The sequence below is a fragment of the Actinoplanes campanulatus genome (genome assembly GCF_014647795.1).
GTDB lineage: Bacteria > Actinomycetota > Actinomycetes > Mycobacteriales > Micromonosporaceae > Actinoplanes > Actinoplanes campanulatus.
The window spans coordinates 26,504-44,011 of record NZ_BMPW01000041.1 but is presented as its reverse complement, the minus strand read 5'-3'; the positions used below and the strand labels follow the sequence as shown (position 1 = coordinate 44,011).

The window sequence follows — 17,508 nt, the reverse complement described above, 5'->3', positions numbered from 1 at the left end:
GGGGCGGCGATGTCGTCCCGGACACCGACAGTGCTGTCGTAGGTGGTCATGGCTGCCTTCCCATGCGGTTGGTTCAGGTGCTCCTCCTGGACATGCCCACTACGGGCGGATGGCAATCCGCCTTGCGCCGCCCGGCGATGCTGGGAACATGATGGGCCGGTCGCATGCGCTGTCCGGGGGAGTGGGCTGGCTGGCCGGGTGCGCGGCACTGACCGCCGCCGGTGCGGCGCCCGCGCCGGTGGCCGTGGTGTTCGGCGCCGCCGTGGCCACCGGGATGGCGCTGGCTCCGGATGTGGACCATCCGAGGTCCACGATCGCGTATTCGGTGGGGCATCTGACCCGGCTGCTGGCCGGCGGGGTCTCCCGGGCGGCGGCCGCGCTGCGTACGGCGTCGTGTGGGCACTGTTCGACCGGCCGGCCGCGCGGTGGGCACCGGGCCGTGACCCACACGGCGTTCGGCGCGGTCGTCGCCGGCCTGATCGCCGCCGGGGTGAGCCTGTGGGCGGGCCGGACCGCCGCGCTGTGGATCATCGGGGTGTCGGTGTGGCTGGCCGCGCACTCCGCCCTGTCGCCGCGGACCCGGGCCAGGGTGGGGGACATGATTCTGCCGGGTCGGTTCCGGCGGTTCGCGCCCCGGTTCACGGCGGCGGTCGGCGCGGTGCTGGTCGGGGGCGTGGGCGCGGGCCTGGCGGCGGCGGTGATCCCGGCCGGGGCGGCCGTCTGGTGGGTAGGTCTCGCCGTCGCCTGGGGCTGGCTGGCCCACGCGCTCGGTGACGCGCTGACGTTCTCGGCGGTGCCGCTGTGGTGGCCGCTGCGCATCCGGGGCTGCCGGTGGACGCCGGTCGGAGCGCCGCACTGGGCGCGCTTCCGCACCGGCTCAGCCACCGAGACCGGCGTCGTGTGGGCGATGGTGGCGCTCGGCGTCGGCTCGGTGCTCCTTCTCGGTGCGGTGTCCTGATCTCCTCGAAGGAGCGTGGGCAGTCGCCGCCGGGCGACCGATTCCCGTCAGGCCGCCGGCAGGGCCCGCCGAACCGGCGCTCCAATACCTGCCAGGCCGTCCGGGAGGGCTCGCCGAACCGGGGCTCCGGGACGTGTCCTGATCGTTCCGTGGACGGCACGAAACAGGGATTTGCCGGAAACGCGGGTACACCAGGATCGAACACGTCCGATCAACGAAGGGAACGCCTTGCTGCGCCGGAACATCTCCACGGTCGCCGTCGTCGCCATGCTGGCTCTGACCCAGCAGGCCTGTTCAAACGGTTCAGAGCCGGTCGAGGAGCCCGCCACGCAGGCGGCCGCCCCGGCATCGGCCACTCCGGTGCCGGCCTCCGCGTCGGCGACCGTCGACGCCGAGCCGTCCGCCACCGCGGCCGGCGGCACCGCGGGCGGGGACCCGATCCTGGCGGGTAAACGGCAGGTCGTGATCAAGCCGATCGAGACTTCCGAATCGATCGTCGTGCTGGAGAAGGGCAAGCTGACCACCACGGACGGCGAGGCGGAGCACAGCCTGTTCGTGTTCACCCCGCACAACGGGAAGTACCTGATCAAGACGGCGAAGGCGGGCGCCGGCGGTGAGCCGTCCTGCCTGGGGATCAAGGGTAACGGGAGCAACCCGCTGACCGTGGTGGTTGCCGCCTGTGACACGAGCCGGGCCGGTCAGCTGTTCACGGTCGAGCCGGTGGGCAAGAAGGACGGCGAGGGCCGGCCTATCTACTCGATCCGCAACGGGGACGCGTTCCTCCAGCTCTCCGACCGGTACGGGGTGATCGCCGAGGAACTGGGCGACGCGCCACTGGCCACCACCTATGCCCTCGTCGACAACGGACCGTCCACCCTGCCTGCTCTCGACTGACATCCGGCGCCGGCGGGAGCCTCAGCTGACGCCGTGGATCGGTGGCGGCGTTCACGATCGAGTCGGTGGCACTCTGGACCGGTGACGACGGCGAGAGAAGCTTGGCAGGCCGAATTCGATCGGGCCGGGATCCCGCGGCTGGTTCGTGAGCGGGACGTCGCCGATCCGCATTGGCACGCCACCGTGGCCGTCGGCGACCGGAGCGCGGATCTGTTGAGGGCTTCCATGAGGCGACGCCCGCTCTACCTGGCGCTCAGGGACGGGTCGGCAACCCGGTTGCAGGGCTTCGCGCCGGATCTGGCGGTCGCGGCCGCGGCGGCGGACCGGTGGCTGTCCGGGGAACGGCCCGGCCCGGTCGCCGCGGCCTGGCCGTTTCTCGGGTCGGTGGCGCTCGCGGAGGCGCGTGAGCGCGGCGACCGTGGAGAGACGCGGTGGCTGTGGCTCTACGAGAACCACTGTGCGGACTCGGTGGCGGACCGGTTGGCCCCGTTCGTCGAACTGGCCTTCGATGTGCCGGAGCTACGTGCGCTGGAGCCCTCGACCAGCCACTTCTCTCTCCATGTCGGCCGAAATGGGCCGGTGGTGGAGCCGGTGGGGACGTCCGGCCGTTTCCGGGTTCACACCCGGGACGGCCGGACGCATGACGAGACCGACGCGGCGGGCGCGCTGCGGATCGTGCTCGCCAGCCTGCCGGATCTCACCACCTGATCGGCAGGCTCCTCAGGTGGGCGGTGAGTGCGCCGGCCAGCTGGCGGTGGTCGTGGGCGGACGGGTGCCAGTCGCAGCCGAGCAGGTCGAGCCCGAGCGCGTCGTTGTCGTAGTGCAGCGCGCTGACCCGGCGGTCGCCACCGGCCGTACGCTGGGCGACGATCGTCTCGACCGAGGTGGCCAGGGCGGTGGTGTTCCACATCGACGGGTAGGTCAGCACGAGCTGGGTGTGCGGGCCGTACCGGTCCCGGAGTTCGTCGAGGAAGCCGGAGTAGGCGGCCTGGTAGTCGGCGGCCAGGGCGGCCTCGTCGGCCCAGCGCTCGCCCGGGTGCAGGGCGGTGGAGAAGTCGTTGATGCCGAGCCCGATCACCACGACCTGCGGCTTCCACGTGCGCGGCCGCTGCCATGCGGCGGTGTCGGCGGCCTGGAGGGCCCGGTCGTAGTAGGTGCGGTAGTCGACGGCCGGGTTGGAGCCGTCGTAGTTGCGGACCATGCCCATCCCGGACCAGGCGTTGAGCTGGTAGTCGGCGCGCAGGGTACGGGCGGTCAGCGCGCCGAAGGCCTGGTCGGCGTTGGAGTTGCGGTCGACGCCGCCGGTGGTGGAGCAGTCGCGCCCGGCCGAGGAGTTGCCGTAGCCGGCGGTCCAGGAGTCGCCGATGAACTCGATCTGGCGGCCGCGGGCGGCGGGTTCGGTGAGCAGTGCGCCGCCGGGGCCGGTCACGAAGCCGCCGAACTGGCCGGGCGTCCACGGGCTCTCGGTACGTTTGGCGATCCGCACGGTGTGTGTGCCGCGCGCGAGTCCGCGTACCCAATGGGTTGTTCTTCCCGGAGTGACCAGGGTGACCGGAGCCTGATCGTCGACTTGCAGCTCGTAGTCGTTGACCGCGTCGTCGAGGACGACGCCGATCGCGTCGCCGCGGAAGCGGCCTTCGAAGTAGACGCCGGGCCAGGTGTAGCGGGTGTCGGTGCCGCGGTCCTCGATCCGGCCGGGGGTGTGCACGTGGGTGAGCGCCCGGGCGCCCGGCGCGACGGCCCGGCCGGTGACCGGGGAGATCTTGCCGGAGCAGAGGCCGCGGGCGCGCAGGGCGGCGGCGATGGCGGGGATGGCGGCGACCGTGTTCGGCGGCCAGTCGTGCATCAGGATGACGTCGCCGTCGGAGAGCTTGTCGACGCTGGCGAGGATCTGCTCGACCGAGGCGTTGTCCCAGTCGCGGGAGTCGACGTCGGTGTTGATCTCGGTGAGGCCGAAGCGACGTTCGACGGCCCGCAGCGCGTCGTTCGTGTCCAGGTAGGGCGGCCGGAACAGGGTGGGCGTCACGCCGGTGACCTTGCGGATGGTGTCCTGGGTGCGGGAGATCTGGGACGCCTGTTCGGCCTCGGGGAGCTGGGTCATGAACGGGTGGTCCCAGCTGTGGTTGCCGAGCCACATGCCGGCGGCGACCTGGGCGCGGGCCAGTTCGGGGTTGGCCTCGACGTTCTGTCCGGTGTTGAACATGGTGGCCCGTAATCCGGCGCGTTTCAGGGCGTGGAGCAGGGCGGCGGTGTTGCCGGGGGTGGGGCCGTCGTCGAAGGTCAGGCCGACGTAGCCGGGGCAGGCCGGGGTGGCGACGGCCGGGGCGGGTACGGCGACGGTGGCGGTGATCAGCATGGCTGCGGCGAGTAATCTCATTCCGGGAGCGCTCCCAAATTGGGCACAGAGATCGGCGTTGGTCGATTTTGGAGCGTAGCCTACTCGCGGATCTGCAGGCCCAGGCCCATCGCGATGACCACCGCCTGGTCCGCGGTGATCACCGCGTCCCGTAGCTGGAGCGCCCGCGGGTCGAACGCGTGCAGGTCCGTCCCGCGCAGGTCGCAGCCGGTGAAGTCGCCGCCGGTCAGGGTCGCGGCGGACAGGTCCAGCCCCCGCATCGTCCCGTTGCGGCAACGGATCCCGGTCAGGTCGGCCTCCCGCATCCGGACGCCGGTGAAGGTGGCGCTGCCCAGGTCGGCCCGGGGCAGCGTGATGAACGACCAGTCACCGCCGTCGACCGTGGTCAGGTCGAACGCGCACCCCTCGAAGGAGCTGCCCACCGCCTTGCAGTTGGTGAACGTGGCGTCGAAGAAGTTGCAGTTCACGAACCGGCAGTTCAGGAACGCGACGTCGGTGTGCCGGGAGCAGTTGAACCGGGCGTCGCGGAAGACGCACCCGGAGAACTCGACGCCCTCCACGTCGGTCTCGCACAGGTCCAGCGCGGAGAACTGGACGCCCTCGTGCCGTCGCTCCCTACCGGCGCCGGCGTCCCAGTCCCGGGTGGTGATCACCTTCACGAGCGCCGCCGCGGGGACCCGGCCAGGTAGGCGTGCGGGTACGGCAGCGGCTGATCACCGGCGGCGGTCAGCCGCTCCAGCTGCTTGTCGTCCAGCGCCCACCCGGTCGCGCCCAGGTTGTCGCCGAGCTGCTCCGCGGTGCGGGCGCCGACGATCGGCGCGGTCACCCCGGGCCGTTGCAGCAGCCACCGCAGCGCCACCTGAGCGGGCGTGCGCCCGGACTCCTCGGCCACCGCGATCAGGGCGTCGGTGACCCGCCAGGTGCGCTCGTCGACGCTGTCCTGCCAGTTGCCGAGCCAGGGCTGCTTGTCGCCCTCCCACCGGGTGCCGGCCGGCGCCGCCGTCATGCCACGCCGGTACTTGCCGGTCAGCCAGCCGCCCCGCATCGGCGACCACGGGATGATCCCGACGCCCTCGTTGCGGCAGACCGGCACCAGCTCGGTCTCGATCTCCCGGTCGATGAGGTTGTAGAGCGGCTGCGCGGCCACGAACGGCTCCCACCCACGGAACCGGGCCACGTCCACCGACTTCTGCAACTGCCAGGCCGCGTAGTTGCTGACGCCGAGATGCCGCACCAGCCCGGAGCGCACCAGCTGGTCCAGCGTCGACAGCGTCTCCTCGATCGGGGTCGTCTCGTCGAAACAGTGCAGCTGGTAGAGGTCGATGTAGTCGGTCCGCAGCCTGCGCAGGCTGGCGTGCACCGCCGCGATCAGGTGCTTGCGGCCCGCGCCGTTGTCGTTGGGGCCGTCACCGGTGAACCAGAACGCCTTGGTCGCCACCACCAGGGAATCCCGCTGCCGGGTGGCCAGCCAGCGGCCGATGATCTCCTCGGAGGCGCCGCCCGCGTACACGTCGGCGGTGTCGACGAAGTTGCCGCCCGCCTCCACGTAACGGTCCAGGATGGCGTGCGAGGCCTGCTCGTCCGACTCGTTGCCGAAGGTCATCGTCCCGAGGCACAGCTCGCTGACCCGAAGCCCGCTGCCCCCGACATTCCGGTACTCCATCCCCGAAATCCTTCCAGTACGGCCTGCGCACGGCAACCGTAGAGTGATCATCGTGCTGCGGTCGATGGGTACCGGGACGGCTACGACGAGCCGGGGGAGCTGCTCACCATCGACGCCGGGGACTGAGCGAGCCGGGTGCGCACCACGAGATCGTGCAGGGCCGCCACGGCGCTCGCTTCCGCGTACCCCGGAAGTTTGCTCTGGTCCCGGGCTTCTTCGAGCTCGGCGCGCAGCGCCGGGACGTCCGCGGCCAGATGGGCCGCCGCCCGCGCCGGCATGGGTCCGTGCTCGGCCTCGCGCTTGACGGCGATCAGTTCCGGCACGTAGGCCAGCCGCTGACCGAGAATGCCCAGATCGGTCTCCAGCTCGCCGGTGCGCATCAGATGGATGCCGGTGAGCAGCACCCGCAGCGTGTAGAGCGCCGGCTTGAGATGCCCGGTCTTGTGGTAGAGCCGCTCCTGGGTGGCCGCGAAGCCCAGGTAGTGGTGCGCGTGATTGCTGGTGATCATGCCCGTGGCCAGGGAGATCAGCTCGGCGTGCACGTCCGAGGTCAGTACCACGAGCGGCGACAGCAGTTGCTCCAGCACGTATCCGTTGCGGCTGTTGAGCAGCCGCGCGAACTTCAGCAGATCGTGGCTGACCACGTCGAGCTCCACGCCGTCGCGGACGCCGCTGTTCTGGAGCGTGTCCGGTCCTGTTCGCAGGCCGACCACCTCCTCGGGCGGCAGCACGTGCGCGGCCCGCAGGTCCAGATCCGAGTCGACCGACGCGAAACCGTAGAGGTGCGCCCCGCTCACGGTGGCGAAGAGCAGGGGATAGGGCAGCGTGGCGGCGGCCTCGCCGGCCCACGACGGGACATCGACGGTCACGGTCTACAGATTCCTTTCGCGTACGCCCACGAGCACCCGATCGATGCGGTCGCGGTCCGGCTTCTCCGGCAGCGCGGTGCCGGCCGCCGCAACGCTGAGGTCGGCCTGCAAGCGCTCGGCCCAGGCGGCCACGTCCGGCCACGGCACGTCGCCGTTACGCACGGCGAGCAGTTCGCCGCGCAGGTGGGTGACGTCGACCAGGATCTCCCCGGTACGCAGCACGTGCGCCCCGGCGAGAAGCAGGCGGATCATATGCATCGCCTGCTTGAAGTTGATCTCCCCCGTTCGGGCGTGCCGGGACGCCACCTTGGCGAGCTGGTCCCGCGCATAGCTGCCGTAGGTGTCGGCCACCCTGGTGGAGAGGAAGGCTGTCCTTACCGCGAGGAGGGCGTCACCGTCGACGGTTCTGTCCGTTATGAGGGGCGACCACAGCACCTCGAGCACCGTCGGGTTGCCCTGCATCGCCAGCGTGCAGAACCGCTCGATCTCCCACGAGAACTGCTCCTCGGCCGGCCCGTCCAGATGGGTGGGCGGCTTGTCGAGGGACCAGAAGGCGCGGGTCGGCGCCACGAACACACCCCGCCGGTCGTGGTCGGAATCCGGCCGGTGAAGTCCATAGGCACGGGAGCCGACCACGACCGCGAGGGCCGTGTGCCGTTGCACGAGCTCGATCATGAGCCCGGAGCGTACGTCTACAGGTCGAGCACCGTCGCGTCGATTTCGTCCAGCTCACTCTGGTCGAAGCCGATCCTGCCGAGGGCGGCGACGTTGTTCTCCAGCTGCTCGACGCTGGACGCGCCGATGATCAGGCTGGTCATCCGCTCGTCGCGCAGCGCCCACGCCAGCGCCATCTGGGCCAGCGACTGCCCGCGCCGCTTCGCGATGTCGTCGAGCGTGTGCAGCCGCGCCAGCGTCTGGTTGTCCAGGGCGCTCTCGTCGAGGAACACGCTGGTGCGGATCCGCGAGTCGTTCGGGATGCCGGTCAGGTATCGGTCGGTGAGCAGACCCTGCTGGAGCGGGCTGAACGCGATGCACCCGGCCCCGGCCGCATCGAGGGTGTCGAGCAGCCGGTCGTGCTCGATCCACCGGTTCAGGATCGAGTAGGACGGCTGGTGGATCAGCAGCGGCGTGCCCAGCTCGCGCAGCAGGTCGGCGGCCTGCGCGGCCTGCTCGGACCGGTAGTTGCTGATGCCGACGTAGAGCGCCTTGCCGGAGCGCACGATGGCGTCCAGGGCGGTCATCGTCTCCTCGAGCGGGGTCTCCGGGTCGGGCCGGTGGTGGTAGAAGACGTCGACGTAGTCGAGGCCCATCCGCTTCAGCGACTGGTCCAGCGACGAGACCAGGTACTTGCGGGAGCCCCAGTCGCCGTACGGGCCGTCCCACATGGTGTAGCCGGCCTTCGACGAGATGACCAGCTCGTCGCGGTGGTGCTTGAGATCCGTGTTGAGGATGGCGCCGAAGTTCGTCTCCGCGCTGCCCGGCGGCGGCCCGTAGTTGTTGGCCAGGTCGAAGTGGGTGACCCCGAGGTCGAAGGCGCGGCGGACGATGGCGCGCTGACGGTCGATGGGGCGGGAGTCACCGAAGTTGTGCCAGAGGCCGAGGCTGATGGCGGGAAGCTTGAGGCCACTGCGACCAGCACGGCGGTAGATCATCTCGCGGTAGCGGTCGGCGGCAGGGAAGTACGTCACATCGAACACCCTAGGGCTCCCGCTCCCACCCATGTGCGCTGGTAGGTTGGGGGTGCACGCGGGAGAGACCTTAGGGCGCCGAAGAGGCAACTCCTCCCCGGAAACTTTCAGGCACAAGGACCGCGTGGGCAGGCGACTCTGAAATGCCGCGGTGTGGGTATGACAGAGGGGGAGGTTGATCCTCGACCTTCTCACGCTCTGGAGTCGCCCATGACGTCCCCGTTCGTTTCCCGGCACATCGGCCCCGGCCCGGACGAGCAGTCCCACATGCTCAAGGCGGTCGGGTACGGCTCGGTCGAGGAGCTGATGGACGCCGCGATCCCCTCGTCCATCCGGTTCGACGGATCCCTCGACCTGCCGGCCGGGATCTCCGAGGAGCAGGCGATCGCCGAGCTGCGCGGCATCGCGGGGCGCAACGTGGTGGCGACCCCGATGATCGGCCTCGGCTACTACGGCACGGTCACCCCGGCGGTGATCAAGCGGAACGTGCTGGAGAACCCGGCGTGGTACACGGCCTACACGCCGTACCAGCCGGAGATCAGCCAGGGCCGCCTGGAGGCGCTGCTCAACTTCCAGACCATGGTCACCGACCTGACCGGGATGACCACGGCCAACGCGTCGATGCTCGACGAGGCCACGGCGGTCGCCGAGGCGATGACCCTCGCGCGCCGCGCCTCCAAGACCAAGAGCAACGTGTACGCGGTGGACGCCGACACGTTCCCGCAGACCCTGTCGGTGCTGCGGACCCGTGCCGAACCGCTCGGCATCGTCATCCACCTCGTGGACCTCGACGGCGGCGCGGAGCTGCCGGAGGACTGTTTCGGGCTGCACCTGCAATACCCGGGCGCCTCCGGGAAGGTCCGCGACCACGCGGCCCTGGTCGAGGCCGCCCACGCCAAGGGCGCCCTGGTCACGGTCGCCGCCGACCTGCTGGCGCTGACCCTGCTGCGCTCGCCCGGGGACATCGGCGCCGACATCGCGGCCGGCACCACGCAGCGCTTCGGCGTACCGCTGGGGTTCGGTGGCCCGCACGCCGGTTACCTGGCGGTGCGCAACGGCCTGGAGCGGTCCCTGCCCGGGCGTCTGGTCGGCGTCTCGAAGGACGCCGACGGCGATCAGGCCTACCGGCTGGCGCTGCAGACCCGTGAGCAGCACATCCGCCGGGAGAAGGCGACCAGCAACATCTGTACCGCGCAGGTGCTGCTCGCCGTCATGGCCAGCATGTACGCGGTCTACCACGGCCCGGCCGGGCTGCGCGCCATCGCGGCCCGCACTCACCAGCACGCCGCCCGCGTGGCCGCCGGCCTGCGCACCGTCGACGGCGTGACAGTGGTGCACGAGCACTTCTTCGACACCGTGCTCGCCCACGTCCCCGGCAAGGCCGAGGCCGTCCTGGCCGCGGCCGCCAAGTACGGCATCGACCTGCGCCTCGTCGATGCCGACCACGTGTCGGTCTCCTGCGACGAGACCACCACCGCCTCCGAGGTGCAGCGGGTCTGGGACGCGTTCGGGGTGGCCGTCGCGGGTGCCTACGTGTGTGAAGAGCCTGTTTCCGCCGGCCGCTCGATTCCGGCCGAACTGGAGCGCACCGGCGACTACCTGGCCCACCCGGTGTTCAACACCCACCACTCCGAGACCAGCATGCTGCGCTACCTGCGCAGACTGTCGGACCGGGACTACGCGCTGGACCGCGGCATGATCCCGCTGGGCTCGTGCACGATGAAGCTGAACGCCACCACCGAGATGGAGGCGGTCACCTGGCCGGAGTTCGCCGACATCCACCCGTTCGCGCCGAAACTGCAGGTCGCAGGGTACGAGCATCTCGTCGCCCAGCTGGAGAAATGGCTCGCCGAGATCACCGGCTACGACGCGGTCAGCGTCCAGCCGAACGCCGGCTCCCAGGGTGAGCTGGCCGGCCTGCTCGCCATCCGCGGCTACCACCGTTCCCGCGGCGAGGCCCACCGGGACGTGTGCCTCATCCCGTCGAGCGCGCACGGCACCAACGCGGCAAGCGCCGTGATGGCCGGCATGCGCGTGGTCGTGGTCGCGTGTGACGCGGACGGCAACGTCGACCTGGCCGACCTGGACGCCAAGATCGAGAAGCACCGTGACGCGCTCTCGGCGATCATGGTGACCTACCCGTCCACCCACGGCGTCTACGAGACCGGCATCGCCGACCTGTGCGCCAAGGTGCACGAGGCGGGCGGCCAGGTGTATGTGGACGGCGCCAACCTGAACGCGCTGGTCGGCTACGCGCGGCCGGGAAGGTTCGGGGCGGACGTGTCGCACCTGAATCTGCACAAGACGTTCTGCATCCCGCACGGCGGCGGCGGTCCCGGCGTGGGCCCGGTCGCGGTCGGCGCGCACCTCGCGGAGTTCCTGCCCGGGGATCCGTTGCAGCAGGGCGATCACCACGCCGTCTCGGCGGCGGCGCACGGTTCGGCGGGGATCCTGCCGATCTCGTGGGCGTACATCCGGATGATGGGCCCGGACGGTCTCGCGGCGGCGACCGCGTCGGCGGTGCTGGCGGCCAACTATGTGGCGGCGCGGCTGCGCGAGCACTACCCGGTGCTGTACGCGGGCGAGCACGGCCTGGTCGCGCACGAGTGCATTCTCGATGTGCGCCCGATCACCAAGGCGACCGGTGTCTCGGTGGACGACGTGGCCAAGCGGCTGATCGACTACGGCTTCCACGCGCCGACCATGTCGTTCCCGGTGGCCGGCACGCTCATGGTCGAGCCGACCGAGAGCGAGGATCTGGCGGAGCTGGATCGCTTCATCGCCGCGATGATCGCCATCAAGGGTGAGATCGACCAGGTCGCGGCCGGGGTGTGGCCGAAGGACGACAATCCGCTGGCCAACGCGCCGCACACGGCGTCGGCGGTGACGGCGGACGAGTGGACTCACCCGTATTCACGCTCCGTGGCCGGTTTCCCGGCGGGCGTGGACCGGACGGCGAAGTACTGGCCGCCGGTGCGCCGGATCGACGGGGCCTTCGGAGACCGGAACCTGGTCTGCTCGTGCCCGTCGCCCGAGGCGTTCGAGGACTGATCTCAGTCGCGCAGGTCGCGGTCGCCCTTGATCGCGGCCTGCGTCGCCTTCGTAGTCATCGATTGATTACGCTGCGTCGCGTGTTCGGTGATGGGTCACGCCGCCAGGGCGTGCACCGCCGGGCCGCGGTGCGGCTCGATCATGGTGCCGTCCGGCAGCAGCTCGCCGGTGTCCTCGAAGATGATGACGCCGTTGCAGAGCAGACTCCAGCCCTGCTCCCGGAAAGTCGCGATGATGAGTGCGGCCTCACGGTCGGTAGCGTCGGCGGGGGGACATGGGTTCAGGTGCTGGCACATCGGTGGATCTCCGTTGGGGGTTGTGTGAAGGTTCACAAACGCGGTGACGAACGTTACCTCACATCGAACGACAGCGGTTCAACCCGGTGACGGCGTCCGTGTCCGCGTCCTCGGCTCCGATATTCCACGGCGGCGGCGTTGTTGACCACTCTCCGCTACCTCCGTTCGGGGCGCCGCCGGGCGCTCCGGCGGACTGCGGTGCACGTCATGACGTGTTGAGCGCTTTTCGATGGCATCGGGGTGATCCCGGTGACCCTGCCGAGCTTCTGGCCGCGTTCCTCGACGGCAACGGCCTACCGGTGCGGAACCTTGGCCGAACGGGTGACAAAAATAAGACGATCGGCGATGGTGCAACTTGCGGGGCAGCACTCTACGTGTCGGCGGATGCCGGATGCGTGATGGCCGGGGGAGTGGTCGGCGCCCCCTCGCCAGTGCCCAGCATTCCCGACGTTTACGCTGTTGTATACCGACATTCCACCTCTCAGACGGATTTTTCCCCTTCTAAGGGATGGTCGCTCGGCCCCTGGCGGGACAGCTGGAGCCGCGCCGACCACGCCCACGCCGTCGAGGAGGTCCGGGCCGCCATCGCCCGTGGCGACGTCTATCAGGTCAACGTCGTCGGGCACGCGTCAGCGCCGTACACCGGGGACCCCGGGCCCGCGCTGCGCCGCGTCGCCGCACTGCCCGGCGCCCGCTACGGCGGCGTCCTGGCCGGCGACGGCTGGGCCATGGCCACCGCCTCCCCGGAAACCCTCGTCGAGGTCCGCGACGGCCGGGTCATCACCCGCCCGATCAAGGGCACCCGCCCCGCCACCGACGCCGGCCGCGGCGAACTGCTCGCCTCCACCAAGGAACGCGCCGAGCACGTCATGATCGTCGACCTGGAACGCAACGACCTCGCCCGGCTGCCCGGGACCGGGCCGGTGCGGGTGGACGAGCTGTTCGCCGTACGCCGATGGGTGGGTCTCTGGCAGGCCGAATCCGTCGTCTCCGCCCCGCTCGACGGCGATGTGGACCTGGCCGCCCTGCTGCGGGCCGTCTGCCCCGGCGGCAGCGTCACCGGCGCCCCCAAACTCGCCGCCCTCGCCCAGATCGCCGCCCTCGAACCGGTCGGCCGCGGCGTCAGCATGGGCGCCCTCGGCTGGCTCGGCCACGACCACCTCGATCTCGGCCTGAGCATCCGCACCGTCGCCGTCGACGGCCGCCGCGTCCACGCCTGGGCCGGCGGCGGCATCACCATCGACAGCGATCCGGCCGACGAGGTCGCCGAAGCCGCCGCCAAGGCGGGACCGCTGCGGGCCGCCCTGCGCGGCGTGTGACCCCCACAGTCTCCTCCCAGCTCTCTCCGAGCCGCCTCTACCTATTGCGTGCCACTGTCGGCATCCGCCCCCACAGAAGGGGGCTGAGCGCGTAATTTGACGCACGCGCGGCACCGAGGCGGTCCACAATGGCACAAGGAAGTGCCGTGGTGGCTGCAGAGAGGCGACATCGCGGTCATGCTCGACACCCTTGATCCACCGGTCTCCGGCATCCACCTCCGGGTGGACTTCGCGGGATTCGCCCACGCCAGCACGGCCCGGCTGCACAGCAGCGCCTTCCAGCTGTGCCGGGACTGGCACCTGGCCCAGGACCTCACCCAGACCACCCTCACCAAGCTGTTCCTCAGCTGGGACCGGGCCGTCGACAGCGACAACCTCATCGCGTACGCCCAGCGCGTGCTCCTGCGCGCCTACCTCGACCACCGGCGCCGCCGCAGCTCCACCGAGGCCGTCCCCGGCGAACTGCGCGAACCCGCCTACTCGATGAGCCCCGAACTGCGGCTCACCATGCTCGACGCGCTCGCCCGCCTGCCCGCCCGCGACCGGGCCATCGTCATGCTGCGCTACTTCGCCGACCACAGCGTGGAACAGGTCGCCCAGGAACTCGGAGTGCCCGTCACCGTGGTCAAGAGCCAGACCCGGCGGTCGCTCATCAAACTCCGGCAGATGCTGGTCAACGACCGGCCCGTCCTTTTCACGTAACGACCAGATAGCCTCTGGGGCATGACAGTCAGGCCTATTCGGCTCTTCGGTGACCCGGTTCTGCGCACACCCGCCGACCACGTCACCACCTTCGACGCGGCACTGCGCGAACTCGTTCAGGACCTGGAGGACACCGTCCGCGAACCCGGCCGCGCCGGCGTCGCCGCCCCACAGATCGGCGTCGGCCTGCGGGTGTTCTCGTACAACGTCGGCGGCCGGGTCGGCCACGTGGTCAATCCGGTGCTCAGCGACTTCGCCGGCGAGCAGACCGACGAGGAGGGCTGCCTGTCGCTGCCCGGCATGGGCTTCGAGACCCGCCGCTCCGAATCCGTCGTCTGCCACGGCTTCGACCAGCACGGCGAACCACTCGTCATCGAGGGCGCCGGCTTCCTGGCCCGGGCACTCCAGCACGAGACCGACCACCTCGACGGGCGCCTCTACATCGACACCCTCACCGGCGACGTGCGCCGCCAGGCCCTGCGCGAGCTGCGGCGCGTGGTTCCCCGATGACGGCCTCCGCCGCCGACGCCCGGCGCCTGGCCGCCGCCTCACTCGCGGCCGGCGACCCCACCGGCTGGTTCGAGCATCTGTACGCCCAAGCGCGTGACGGGCGGGCCGAAGTGCCCTGGGACGTGGCCGCGCCGAGCACCCACCTGCGGGCGCTCGACCTGCCCGACGGGGTCGGGCGGCGTGCCCTGGTGGTCGGCTGCGGCCCCGGCCGGGACGCCGAGTACCTGGGCGAACTGGGATATGCGGTGACCGCTTTCGACATCTCGGCCACCGCCATCGACCTGGCCCGTGCCCGGCATCCGTCGAGCCCCGTCGACTACGTCGTCGCCGACCTGCTCGATCCGCCCGCTGCCTGGCGGCACGGGTTCGACCTGGTTCTGGAGAGCAACAACGTACAGGCCCTGCCGACTGAGATCCGGGCCCGGGCGATCGCCGTGGCCGGCACGTTCGTGGCGCCCGGTGGGCTGCTGGTCGTGCTCGCGGCGGCCACCGGCCGGGTGGACAGCGACGGGTCGGGGCCGCCGTGGCCGCTCAGCCGGGCCGAGATCGACGGCTTCGCGGCCGACGGGCTGCGGCCGATTTCGATCACCCAGGTGGAGGCGGTGGGAACCACCCTGCCGACCCGCTGGCAGGCCCTCTTCACCCGATGACCGCTGGGCAGCGGCTCCGCTGGATAGAGAGCGCTCTCTCGGCTACCGTGCGAACCGTTCACCGTCTCGTCGATGAGGGTCCCGCCATGGAGAGCATCACCAAGAACCGGCAGAGCCCGGACACTCTGCGCGCGATGATCGCCCGCGCCTACGGCCCGGACGAGGTGCCGATGCCCGCGGACAGCGCCGAGTGGTGCAGCGAACTCGGCCACGGCTGGTTCAACGTCGCCTACCGGATCCGGCTGCGCGGCGGCGCCCAGGTCGTCCTGAAGATCGCACCGCCGCCGCACATCGAGGTCATGACCTACGAACACGGCGCGATGGGCATCGAACTGGCCTCGCTGCGGCTCATCGCCGAGCAGACCACCGTGCCGGTGCCGCACGTCGACTACGCCGACCGCAGCCACGAACTCTGCGACGCCGACTGGTTCCTCATGCCCTACATCGACGCCGACAACTTCGGCATCGTCAGGGACACCCTCACCCCGGCCGAACGCGACACCTACAACGAGGCGCTCGGCGCCGCCAATCGCGAGCTCAACAGCATTCGGGGTACGGCGTTCGGCCCGCTCGCCGGACCCGGCGACCCGACCTGGCGGCACTGCTTCACCCGCATGATCGGCGACGTGCTCGCCGACGGCGAACGCCGCAACGTCGACATCGGCTACGACTACGACCTGATCCGGCAGGTGATCGCGGACAGCCAGGACTGTCTGGACGAGGTGACCGAACCCCGGTTCGTCGAATGGGACCTGTGGGACAGCAACGTCATGATCCGCGACGGGAAGATCATCGCGATCATCGACCACGAGCGCGCCTTCTACGGCGACCCGCTGATGGAAGCCGGGTTCACCGCCATCGACCTGCCCGCGTTCGGCGACTCCACCGCGTTCATGCGCGGCTACGGCCATCGCGAGCTCACCACCACCGAACGGCGGCGCCGCCGGCTCTACACCCTCTACCTGGTCCTCATCATGATCATCGAGACGAACTATCGCGGGCACACCGACACCCACCAGTACGACTGGGCGCGCGAGCGGCTGGGCGAGGTCATGCGCCTGTTCCGTCAGGCCGGGCACTGAGACCGGTCGCCACGGCGGCCGACAGCACCGCGGCGCTCGGCAGCCGCTCGATCGGGCGGCTGCTGTGGCACACCTGCTCGCAGACCACCCTGTCGGTCGGCGTCTACGGCATCTACGCGCTCACCAACGCCTGGTTCGTCGCCCGTGGCGTCGGCCCGGACGCGATGGCCGCGGTCAACCTGGCCGCACCGGTCCTGCTGGTCCTCGGCGCGGTGTCGGCCACCGTCGGCGCGGGCGGCGCGTCGCTGGTGTCGCGGAGTCTCGGCGCCGGCGACACCGCCGTGGCGGCACGGGCCGCCGGCAACGCCTTCACCCTGTTCTGGCTGACCGCCGCCACGATCACCATCGCCGGACTCGCCACCCTCGACCCGCTGATCACCGCTCTCGGCGCCGAAGCCGGCGCCCGCGACGACACCCGCGCCTACACCGCGATCCTGCTGTGCGGCGCTCTGGTCTCGACCGGCTTCTCCAGCCTGGTCCGGGCCGAAGGCCGGATGCGGTACGCCACGATGCTGTGGCTCATCCCGGTTCTCGTGCAGATCACCCTCGACCCGCTGCTCATCTTCGTCTTCGACCTGGGCGTACGCGGCGCCGCGCTGGGCACCGTCGGCGGGCAGGCGGTGTCGGCGCTGATGGGCCTGTGGTTCTTCTTCGGCCGGCGCCACCGCCCCTACCGGATCACCGCCCGGGACCTGCGCCCGCACCGGCCGACGATCGCGGCCCTGCTGGGTGTCGGCGCCCCGTCGTTCCTGGCCGGTTTCGGCGCCACCCTGCTCGCCGTGCTGGTCAACAACATCCTTGCCGGCGCGGCCGGGACCGTCGCGCTGGCCGCCTACGCCGTCTGCTCCCGGATCCAGACGTTCGTCATGATGCCGCAGCTGGGCATCAGCCAGGGCCTGCAACCGATCGTCGGCTTCAACGCCGGCCGCGGCCTGCCCGGCCGGGTCGCCCGCGCCCGTACCGTGGCCCTGCGCGCCACGATCGGCTACGGCGTGACCGCCGCCGCGGTGCTGATCGCCTTCGCCGGGCCGCTGGTCGCGGTCTTCGTCGACGACCCGGCGATCGCCCCGGCCGCCGAACACGCCCTGAGGATCCTCGCCGTCGGCATCGCGGCCGCCGGCGTCACCCCGCTGGTGTCCGCCTATTTCCAGTCGCTGGGCCGGACCGCCCCGTCCTACCTGCTCTCGGTCGGCAGCCTGCTACTCATCAAGGCGCCGCTGGTGATCGTGGTCAGCCGGACCGGCCTTGCCGGCATCTGGACGAGCCTCGCCGCGGGGGACATCACCTGCGCGGTGGTGGCGCTGCTCCTGCTGCGCCTCGATCGGTCGATTCCGCGGCCTCACCCGTACCGGAGCAGCTTTTGATCTTGAAGGTCGCGTTCCTGGCCGGGCCGGGATCGCGGTGCATCACGGGCATCGGCCCGCTCATCGACGGCGGCCCGGCGGCCGGGCCGCCCTCTCTTCTCCGCGG

Annotated in this window: 17 protein-coding genes and 1 riboswitch; of the genes, 10 read left to right on the top strand and 7 right to left on the bottom strand. The window is 70.8% G+C overall.

The features are described 5' to 3' along the window. The first annotated feature begins 148 nt into the window (after positions 1-148). The 3 genes from IEZ13_RS44305 (at position 149) to IEZ13_RS44295 (ending at position 2,560) form a co-directional block, all read left to right on the top strand. The gene (locus tag IEZ13_RS44305) at positions 149-958 is read left to right on the top strand and encodes a metal-dependent hydrolase (RefSeq protein WP_183227838.1); all 810 of its coding nucleotides are present in this window, start codon (positions 149-151) and stop codon (positions 956-958) included. Between the two features lie 228 nt (positions 959-1,186). Further along, the gene (locus IEZ13_RS44300) at positions 1,187-1,852 is read left to right on the top strand and encodes a hypothetical protein (protein ID WP_183227839.1); all 666 of its coding nucleotides are present in this window, start codon (positions 1,187-1,189) and stop codon (positions 1,850-1,852) included. A gap of 225 nt (positions 1,853-2,077) precedes the next feature. Next, the gene (locus IEZ13_RS44295) at positions 2,078-2,560 is read left to right on the top strand and encodes a DUF6193 family natural product biosynthesis protein (RefSeq protein WP_189285786.1); all 483 of its coding nucleotides are present in this window, start codon (positions 2,078-2,080) and stop codon (positions 2,558-2,560) included. Here the strand turns inward: IEZ13_RS44295 and IEZ13_RS44290 are convergent. The 6 genes from IEZ13_RS44290 to mgrA all read right to left on the bottom strand — a co-directional run bounded on the left by IEZ13_RS44290 (position 2,550) and on the right by mgrA (position 8,461). Further along, entirely contained in the window at positions 2,550-4,229 is a 1,680-nt protein-coding gene (locus IEZ13_RS44290) for a polysaccharide deacetylase family protein (protein ID WP_183227841.1), read from the bottom strand. The two genes, IEZ13_RS44295 and IEZ13_RS44290, sit on opposite strands and share 11 nt — an antisense overlap. 59 nt (positions 4,230-4,288) lie before the next feature. Then, positions 4,289-4,867, bottom strand: coding sequence for a pentapeptide repeat-containing protein (locus tag IEZ13_RS44285; RefSeq protein ID WP_183227842.1), 579 nt, complete (start codon positions 4,865-4,867; stop codon positions 4,289-4,291). Further along, positions 4,864-5,871, bottom strand: a complete 1,008-nt coding sequence (locus tag IEZ13_RS44280) for an aldo/keto reductase (RefSeq protein WP_183227843.1) — start codon at positions 5,869-5,871, stop codon at positions 4,864-4,866. Before IEZ13_RS44280 ends, IEZ13_RS44285 begins: the two co-directional genes overlap by 4 nt. 80 nt (positions 5,872-5,951) lie before the next feature. Further along, a complete protein-coding gene (locus IEZ13_RS44275) occupies positions 5,952-6,740 on the bottom strand; it encodes a nucleotidyltransferase domain-containing protein (RefSeq protein ID WP_183227844.1) in 789 nt (262 codons plus the stop codon). A gap of 3 nt (positions 6,741-6,743) precedes the next feature. Beyond that, positions 6,744-7,415 (bottom strand): nucleotidyltransferase domain-containing protein, encoded by a 672-nt coding sequence (locus tag IEZ13_RS44270; RefSeq protein ID WP_183227845.1) that lies wholly within the window; start codon positions 7,413-7,415, stop codon positions 6,744-6,746. A gap of 17 nt (positions 7,416-7,432) precedes the next feature. After that, the gene (mgrA, locus tag IEZ13_RS44265) at positions 7,433-8,461 is read right to left on the bottom strand and encodes an L-glyceraldehyde 3-phosphate reductase (RefSeq protein WP_183227846.1); all 1,029 of its coding nucleotides are present in this window, start codon (positions 8,459-8,461) and stop codon (positions 7,433-7,435) included. Positions 8,462-8,477: 16 nt separating this feature from the next. Continuing rightward, a riboswitch (glycine riboswitch) is annotated at positions 8,478-8,561 on the top strand. A gap of 77 nt (positions 8,562-8,638) precedes the next feature. Between mgrA and gcvP the strand changes: the two genes are divergently transcribed. Then, positions 8,639-11,479 carry an aminomethyl-transferring glycine dehydrogenase gene (gene gcvP, locus IEZ13_RS44260; protein ID WP_183227847.1) on the top strand — a complete coding sequence of 947 codons (2,841 nt, stop codon included), beginning with the start codon at positions 8,639-8,641 and terminating at the stop codon, positions 11,477-11,479. Positions 11,480-11,574: 95 nt separating this feature from the next. Here the strand turns inward: gcvP and IEZ13_RS44255 are convergent, their stop codons facing one another. After that, positions 11,575-11,775, bottom strand: a complete 201-nt coding sequence (locus IEZ13_RS44255; protein ID WP_183227848.1) for a DUF5999 family protein — start codon at positions 11,773-11,775, stop codon at positions 11,575-11,577. A 398-nt stretch (positions 11,776-12,173) separates the two neighbouring features. Between IEZ13_RS44255 and IEZ13_RS44250 the strand changes: the two genes are divergently transcribed. From IEZ13_RS44250 to IEZ13_RS44225, 6 genes are all read left to right on the top strand, one after another. Next, the gene (locus IEZ13_RS44250) at positions 12,174-13,094 is read left to right on the top strand and encodes a chorismate-binding protein (protein ID WP_372441962.1); all 921 of its coding nucleotides are present in this window, start codon (positions 12,174-12,176) and stop codon (positions 13,092-13,094) included. A 177-nt stretch (positions 13,095-13,271) separates the two neighbouring features. Further along, positions 13,272-13,796: a SigE family RNA polymerase sigma factor gene (locus tag IEZ13_RS44245; RefSeq protein ID WP_183227849.1), complete on the top strand. Its 525-nt coding sequence runs from the start codon at positions 13,272-13,274 to the stop codon at positions 13,794-13,796. Positions 13,797-13,817: 21 nt separating this feature from the next. Then, on the top strand, positions 13,818-14,306 hold the full coding sequence (locus tag IEZ13_RS44240; protein ID WP_183227850.1) for a peptide deformylase: 489 nt from the start codon (positions 13,818-13,820) through the stop codon (positions 14,304-14,306). Beyond that, a complete protein-coding gene (locus IEZ13_RS44235; protein ID WP_183227851.1) occupies positions 14,303-14,956 on the top strand; it encodes a class I SAM-dependent methyltransferase in 654 nt (217 codons plus the stop codon). Before IEZ13_RS44240 ends, IEZ13_RS44235 begins: the two co-directional genes overlap by 4 nt. An 86-nt stretch (positions 14,957-15,042) precedes the next feature. Continuing rightward, the gene (locus IEZ13_RS44230) at positions 15,043-16,038 is read left to right on the top strand and encodes a phosphotransferase family protein (protein ID WP_183227852.1); all 996 of its coding nucleotides are present in this window, start codon (positions 15,043-15,045) and stop codon (positions 16,036-16,038) included. Then, entirely contained in the window at positions 15,981-17,402 is a 1,422-nt protein-coding gene (locus IEZ13_RS44225; protein WP_268240211.1) for an MATE family efflux transporter, read from the top strand. Before IEZ13_RS44230 ends, IEZ13_RS44225 begins: the two co-directional genes overlap by 58 nt. Positions 17,403-17,508: the final 106 nt, after the last annotated feature.